Origin of the sequence: Neoroseomonas rubea, from assembly GCF_016106015.1 — a bacterium.
In the GTDB taxonomy this organism is placed as follows: Bacteria; Pseudomonadota; Alphaproteobacteria; order Acetobacterales; family Acetobacteraceae; genus Neoroseomonas; species Neoroseomonas rubea.
The window spans coordinates 1-4,961 of the sequence record NZ_JACADQ010000317.1 but is presented as its reverse complement, the minus strand read 5'-3'; the positions used below and the strand labels follow the sequence as shown (position 1 = coordinate 4,961).

General features: G+C 66.3%; 8 protein-coding genes. 1 reads left to right on the top strand and 7 read right to left on the bottom strand.

Features of this window, described 5'->3' with window-relative positions; all coding sequences use genetic code 11:
• The coding region (locus HW577_RS20675; protein WP_198378013.1) for an energy transducer TonB at positions 1-455 on the top strand (455 nt) is incomplete at its 5' end.
• A 207-nt stretch (positions 456-662) separates the two neighbouring features.
• Here the strand turns inward: HW577_RS20675 and HW577_RS20670 are convergent.
• The 7 genes from HW577_RS20670 to HW577_RS20645 form a co-directional block, all read right to left on the bottom strand.
• The gene (locus HW577_RS20670; RefSeq protein WP_198378012.1) at positions 663-890 is read right to left on the bottom strand and encodes a hypothetical protein; all 228 of its coding nucleotides are present in this window, start codon (positions 888-890) and stop codon (positions 663-665) included.
• 105 nt (positions 891-995) lie between these two features.
• The gene (locus tag HW577_RS20665) at positions 996-1,769 is read right to left on the bottom strand and encodes a 2-keto-4-pentenoate hydratase (protein ID WP_198378011.1); all 774 of its coding nucleotides are present in this window, start codon (positions 1,767-1,769) and stop codon (positions 996-998) included.
• A gap of 118 nt (positions 1,770-1,887) precedes the next feature.
• Positions 1,888-2,334 (bottom strand): hypothetical protein, encoded by a 447-nt coding sequence (locus tag HW577_RS20660; RefSeq protein ID WP_232475103.1) that lies wholly within the window; start codon positions 2,332-2,334, stop codon positions 1,888-1,890.
• Positions 2,324-2,884 (bottom strand): hypothetical protein, encoded by a 561-nt coding sequence (locus HW577_RS20655; protein WP_198378010.1) that lies wholly within the window; start codon positions 2,882-2,884, stop codon positions 2,324-2,326. The genes HW577_RS20660 and HW577_RS20655 overlap by 11 nt, the downstream gene beginning before the upstream one ends.
• Before the next feature lie 9 nt (positions 2,885-2,893).
• Positions 2,894-3,184 (bottom strand): hypothetical protein, encoded by a 291-nt coding sequence (locus HW577_RS26665; protein ID WP_232475102.1) that lies wholly within the window; start codon positions 3,182-3,184, stop codon positions 2,894-2,896.
• Positions 3,185-3,324: 140 nt separating this feature from the next.
• Entirely contained in the window at positions 3,325-3,843 is a 519-nt protein-coding gene (locus HW577_RS20650; RefSeq protein ID WP_198378009.1) for a hypothetical protein, read from the bottom strand.
• Positions 3,840-4,391 (bottom strand): hypothetical protein, encoded by a 552-nt coding sequence (locus tag HW577_RS20645; protein WP_198378008.1) that lies wholly within the window; start codon positions 4,389-4,391, stop codon positions 3,840-3,842. Before HW577_RS20645 ends, HW577_RS20650 begins: the two co-directional genes overlap by 4 nt.
• Between the last annotated feature and the right edge of the window lie 570 nt (positions 4,392-4,961).

The window sequence follows — 4,961 nt, the reverse complement described above, 5'->3', positions numbered from 1 at the left end:
CGCCCGCGCCACCGCGGGTCCCGCCGCTCGACCTGACGAACCGCCCGCCGGTCCGGCTGGGGGAGGCGCCGTCGGCCGCGCCGCGGCGTGGGCTCGACATCTCCCCCGGCGCGACCCTGCCCGGGCCGGGGGACGACCAGAACCTGCGCGTGCGGGGCGCCCAGGCGGGGCCCGACTGGCGCAACGCCTTCCGCCAATGGCTGGAGCAGAACCTGCGCTATCCGCGGGAGGCGGCGGAACTCGGCGAGCAGGGGCCGGTGACGGTGCGCATCATCACCGGCGCGGATGGACGCGTGCGCTCGGTCGAGATGCGCACGGCGTCACGCTCGATCTTCCTGAACTACTATTCGCAGGCGGTGTTCCGGGGCCGCAGCCTGCCGCCCTTCCCGCCGGGGACGGCGGAGGAGCAGGTCACGATCGACCTGACGATCAACTACATCCTCTACGGGCGATAGCGGCGCGGCGCCGGGCGCATCCTGCGTGAGCGCCCGGGACCGGCACGCGGCGCCCGGGACGTGGAGCAGGCACGAGCGCGGGGCGGCCACGGCGTGTCGCGGGCATGCCGCACATCGGGGAACGTCATGCCGCAGGCGCGCCGTCGGACCGCAGGCGGACGGCGCGGGGGAAGCGTCACGCCCGTGCGGCCCGGCGGCCGGCGCGGGTCAGGCGTGCCCGACCTCGCCGAAGGCGTCGCGATTCGTGGTGCGCACCACCGCGGCGAAGAGCCGCAGCGCGTCGGGTCCGCCGCGATCGAGCAGCGAACCCCCCTCCATCTCCTTCGCCAGGATCTCGGCGTGTTCGGCGAGCGTCTCCGCGGCGCGACGCAAGGCCTCGCGCGAGAGGGTCAGCTGCACGTCTTCGGAGAGGCAATTCCAGTCGGCAGGCCGCATGGCGGTTCCATCCGCGTCAACCGCCGTTCTGGCGTCCATACACGCCCCATGTGAGCGCCCCCGGAGATTGCGCCGTGGATGGTTAACGAGTGGTGAGTCGCGCTCTCACGTCAGACGCAACTCGACAATTCCGAGGGTGTCGAAGTCGACCACCGCGGTGCAGGGGCCATCGAGCCAGATCGGCGGCGTGACCGAGCCGAGGAACACCACCTGGCCGGCCCGCAGCCCGCCGAAGGCCGCCGCGCAGGGGGAGGCGGCAAGCCAGGCCAGCGCCTCGAAGGGGTGGCCGAGCAGGTCCGCCCCCACGCCTTCCCCGCGCAGCTGGCCATCCACCAGCAGCCGCCCGCGCGTCGCGGCGAGATCGAGGCCCATCGCGCGCCAGCCCGCCACCGGCGGGCCGAGCACGCCGCCCGCATGGAACACCTGGTCGGCGATCAGCGTCGGCGTGGTGAGTTTCGCGAGGTCGTCGTAGCGCTTCTCCACGATCTCCATGGCGGCGAAGACCTCGCCCACCGCATCGCCCGCTTCCTCCCGCGTGCAGGGGCCGGCGGGCAGGTCGCGGGCGAGTCGCAGCCCGACCTCGCATTCGACGCCGGGGTTCAGGAAATCGGCGTAGCGCGTCGTGGCGGGGCTCGCGCGCAGCCCGGCCTTGGGCACGAAGCCGCCGGCGGGGCCGGACAGGCCGAGGATCGCCTGCATCTGCTTCGTGGTCGCGCCGATCTTGAAGCCGGCGGGCGGCAGGCCGCCCATGCGCAGGGCGACTTCCTTCTGCACGGCGTAGCCGGCCTCCACCGTGGCGGGCGCGATGCGCCCGAGCGGGGCCAGGATGCGGCGCGCGCGCCGCGCCTCGATGATCGCCTCGGCGGCTTCGGATGCCATGCGCGTCCCTCCCTCGGGGTGTTGGGGGAGGGCGCGGCCCTCCCATCCCCCCTTGTGCCGAAGGCCCGCCCGCGCGCAAGGCTTGGGTTAAAAATGGAAGCAGCCGTCGTCGCGGAACCTAGTCCACGTTGTTTGCTGTCAGGAACAGCGACTGCGACAGCGTATCGAAGAAACGCTGGAAAGGCGTCGCGTCGGCAATGGCATCGAGGTTGTATTGGCCCGAAGCCCGAACGAGCGTGCGCGACGGACCTGCTGACCGCATCGTGATTGTCACCCTGACATAGCTCCCCGAAAGCCGAGTCGCGCTCACCGTGCCGAGCACGTCGTCAGCCCGATCCACCACAAAGCCAAGATCCTGGAGCGCCGCAATGACGGACCGGAAAACCAAGTTCCGGTCCCCCGTGTCGAACGAGCGGGTGGATATTGCACGCTGTGCGACCTGTGTTGCGTTCGTCGCCAAAACTTGCTGCCGGCTGTCAATTTGGCACCCTGCGAGCGCAACAAGTGACACAAGCGCCTGAACTGAAACGGCGATCGCGGAGATTTTGGGGAAACTAAATTTCATGTGCGGTCAGGAAAGCCGACTGTGCGAGTTGATCGAAGAAGGCTTGATAGAGTTGTGGATCGTCCATAGTCTCCATGCGGCTCACCTGATTGTCAGTGTTGATGACAATCCGCTGGAATGTTACGCGTGCGATACTTGCTGTACGTTCGGGTGTCGGGCGAACTACTACTAGAATCCTAATGCGTTGGTTGCGGTCCATCACGACCCGATGCTGCGTTCGGGCCGCTGCCGCCAGAAGGACGAGAACGATTTGCGAAGCAACTTGGCCCGCCTCAACCGCATCCCGGTCCTTAGACCCCATCACCAGACCAGATTGCGGCCGCGTTTCCTCAATTGTGAAACCGAGATCCTGCATCACGCCGACAACGGCTTGCAGCAGCATAGTTTCATCACGCGTATCGAAGCGGCGCGTTTGCCGCGCGCGCTGCTCAACGACCGACCCCGAGGGGGTGAATGCGTCGGCGTGCAGTTCTGCGCGTGTTCGGCAGGCGCCAACAACTAATGGAGCGAAGGCTGCGAAAACACCGATTGTGAGATGGCGGCGCTGCATTTCAGCCCTTCAGAAACTGCTTGAGCGGTATGAGAAGTCGCGTACCCGCCCCCCCTCGTCGAACCTGATAATGATTGTCAGGGTACGCTGCGATGAGCGGCGCGCTCCAGCTTGTGCTCCGAACCCAGCAAGGAACAGCGCGTTCACACCACCTGAACTGGACGAATAGACGGTTTCGCTGGAGACGCGGTCGTAAACCCAGTTCTCACGCCGTCGCTCGTCGGTGGCCACCATGTTCGGGGCGCCGAGCACCGCGACAACGTCCGCCCCGGACATCCCGACGCGAATTTCGCGCTGCACAGTGCCGACCGTAAGTCGGTCGGCCTGCCCACCCGAGGCGCCCACTTGGCCGGCGTGGTCTCCCGCGCTGCATGCTCCTACTGCGAGAAGCGTGACCACAAGCGCAAGCTGACGAAGTAGCGGTACGCGACATCCTTGTGTCACCGCGACGCCTCCTGATTCGTTTGGTCGCGCCGTCGGCGCGGGTCGGGCTCGGGTTCAGGTCGAACGGCGTTCGGCACGCTGTCGTCCGATGGCGCCGCGAACGCTTCGCGCCCAAGCATTGCCGAGAGCGGGGCAAAGAAATTGCGAAGATAGAAATTTGGGTCGTCCACCTGCGTTTCGATGTTGGGCAGGAGTACAACCGCATTGGCGCGGACGACGCTCTGGGACGGTCCGCGTTGGCGGACGACAGCGGTCAGGCGGACGGTGTTCATCTTGGTCGCGGTAATCGTGCCGGCGCCCGGTTCTGCTTTGGTGATTCGATATCCCAGATCGTGCAGCGTAGCGACCACACCGCGGAGTACAGCCGGTGCGTCTCCGTCAATGAGGCGCGACTGCATCGCCCTGAGTTCTACCGCGCTCCGAGTGCTGGCCTGGAAAGTGCGCTGCGGTTCCTGATGCGCGCAGGCGGTCAGAGGTCCTAGGACAGCGAGTGCGAGGAAGTTGCGCCGGCTCACGTTCGGGCTCCACGCGCTGTCATGCCAGCCCGTAGCATGTCGAAAAACTCCCGGTGCATCTCAGGTTGGAGGAGTTGCTCCGTGCGCGCGGCGCCTTGACTATTGTAGACGACTCGCTCGAAGGAGGCGCGAAGTTCTGTCTCGCGCGTCGATGGCAAAGTGCGTGTCGTAAGGGTCACACGGATGACTTGATTGGTATCCCACACCGGCACGTATGCTACGAGAAAGGCGGCGGCAATGATTGTAACCGCAATTTGAGCGGCTACCTGCCCCGCCTCCGTCGCGTCGCGGCTCTTGCTTCCTGCGATGACGCCAACCTGAGGTGCGCTCTCGTCAACGGCAAATCCAAGGTCCTGCAGGACCTGCGTCGCCTCCGCGAGCAGTTGGTACTCGTCTGTTGCCGGAAATCGCGTTGTCTGTAGCAGCCTTATCTGAGCTGCATTTTCGGGTGGCGCTCCGACTCGCAACGCGATTTCGTTGGCGTTTACGCAGGCATTCAACAGAAACGTTGCGAGAAGGCACGCGGGAATGCGTCGCCAACGCCTCATCGGCAATATCATAACCGCAGGTCCCGATAGTTAGTTTCAATCTAGATTTGCTTGCGCCGCCCTCGCTGGTCAACAGTTGAGTCTCATTCCAGCGATCATGAGAGTCGTTCTCTCAAAAATTGCTCGCAGTGACCTGATGTATCGTCAAAGCGTCAGCGCCGTAGCCGGGTTCGCCACATGACCTCGTCTGAATGAACGGAGCGGCCTAAGCGACCTCATTCTGATCCGGGTCCTCGTCAGCGTCGATTCGGTGATGCGCGTTGCAGAAAGCTCAAGATATGCCGTCAACGTACGGGTTGTCGGTCCGAGCGATTCGCCCCGCCGTCCCGCCGCCGGCCCCGCGCGGTCGACATCGCCCTTCCCGCGGCGCGGGCCCATGGCGGATGATTGGGCGACGCCACCGGACGGGACGAACGATGACCGACACGCCAGGCCGCGATTCACCCTCCCGGCGCGGATCGCGTCGCGGGCTGCTGGGCGCCGCGGGGACGTTCGGGGCGGCGACCCTCGCCCCCGGCTGCGCGCTGCCGCCCCGGCTCGACGCCGTGCCGGCCGGCCGCTCGGGGCAGG

Bases quoted from the DNA above. Each gene is read 5' to 3' on its own strand.
- HW577_RS20670 (WP_198378012.1), bottom strand. From the start codon at position 890: ATGCGGCCTGCCGACTGGAATTGCCTCTCCGAAGACGTGCAGCTGACC.
- HW577_RS20655 (WP_198378010.1), bottom strand. From the start codon at position 2,884: ATGCAGCGCCGCCATCTCACAATCGGTGTTTTCGCAGCCTTCGCTCCA.
- HW577_RS20660 (WP_232475103.1), bottom strand. From the start codon at position 2,334: ATGAAATTTAGTTTCCCCAAAATCTCCGCGATCGCCGTTTCAGTTCAG.
- HW577_RS20645 (WP_198378008.1), bottom strand. From the start codon at position 4,391: ATGAGGCGTTGGCGACGCATTCCCGCGTGCCTTCTCGCAACGTTTCTG.
- HW577_RS20665 (WP_198378011.1), bottom strand. From the start codon at position 1,769: ATGGCATCCGAAGCCGCCGAGGCGATCATCGAGGCGCGGCGCGCGCGC.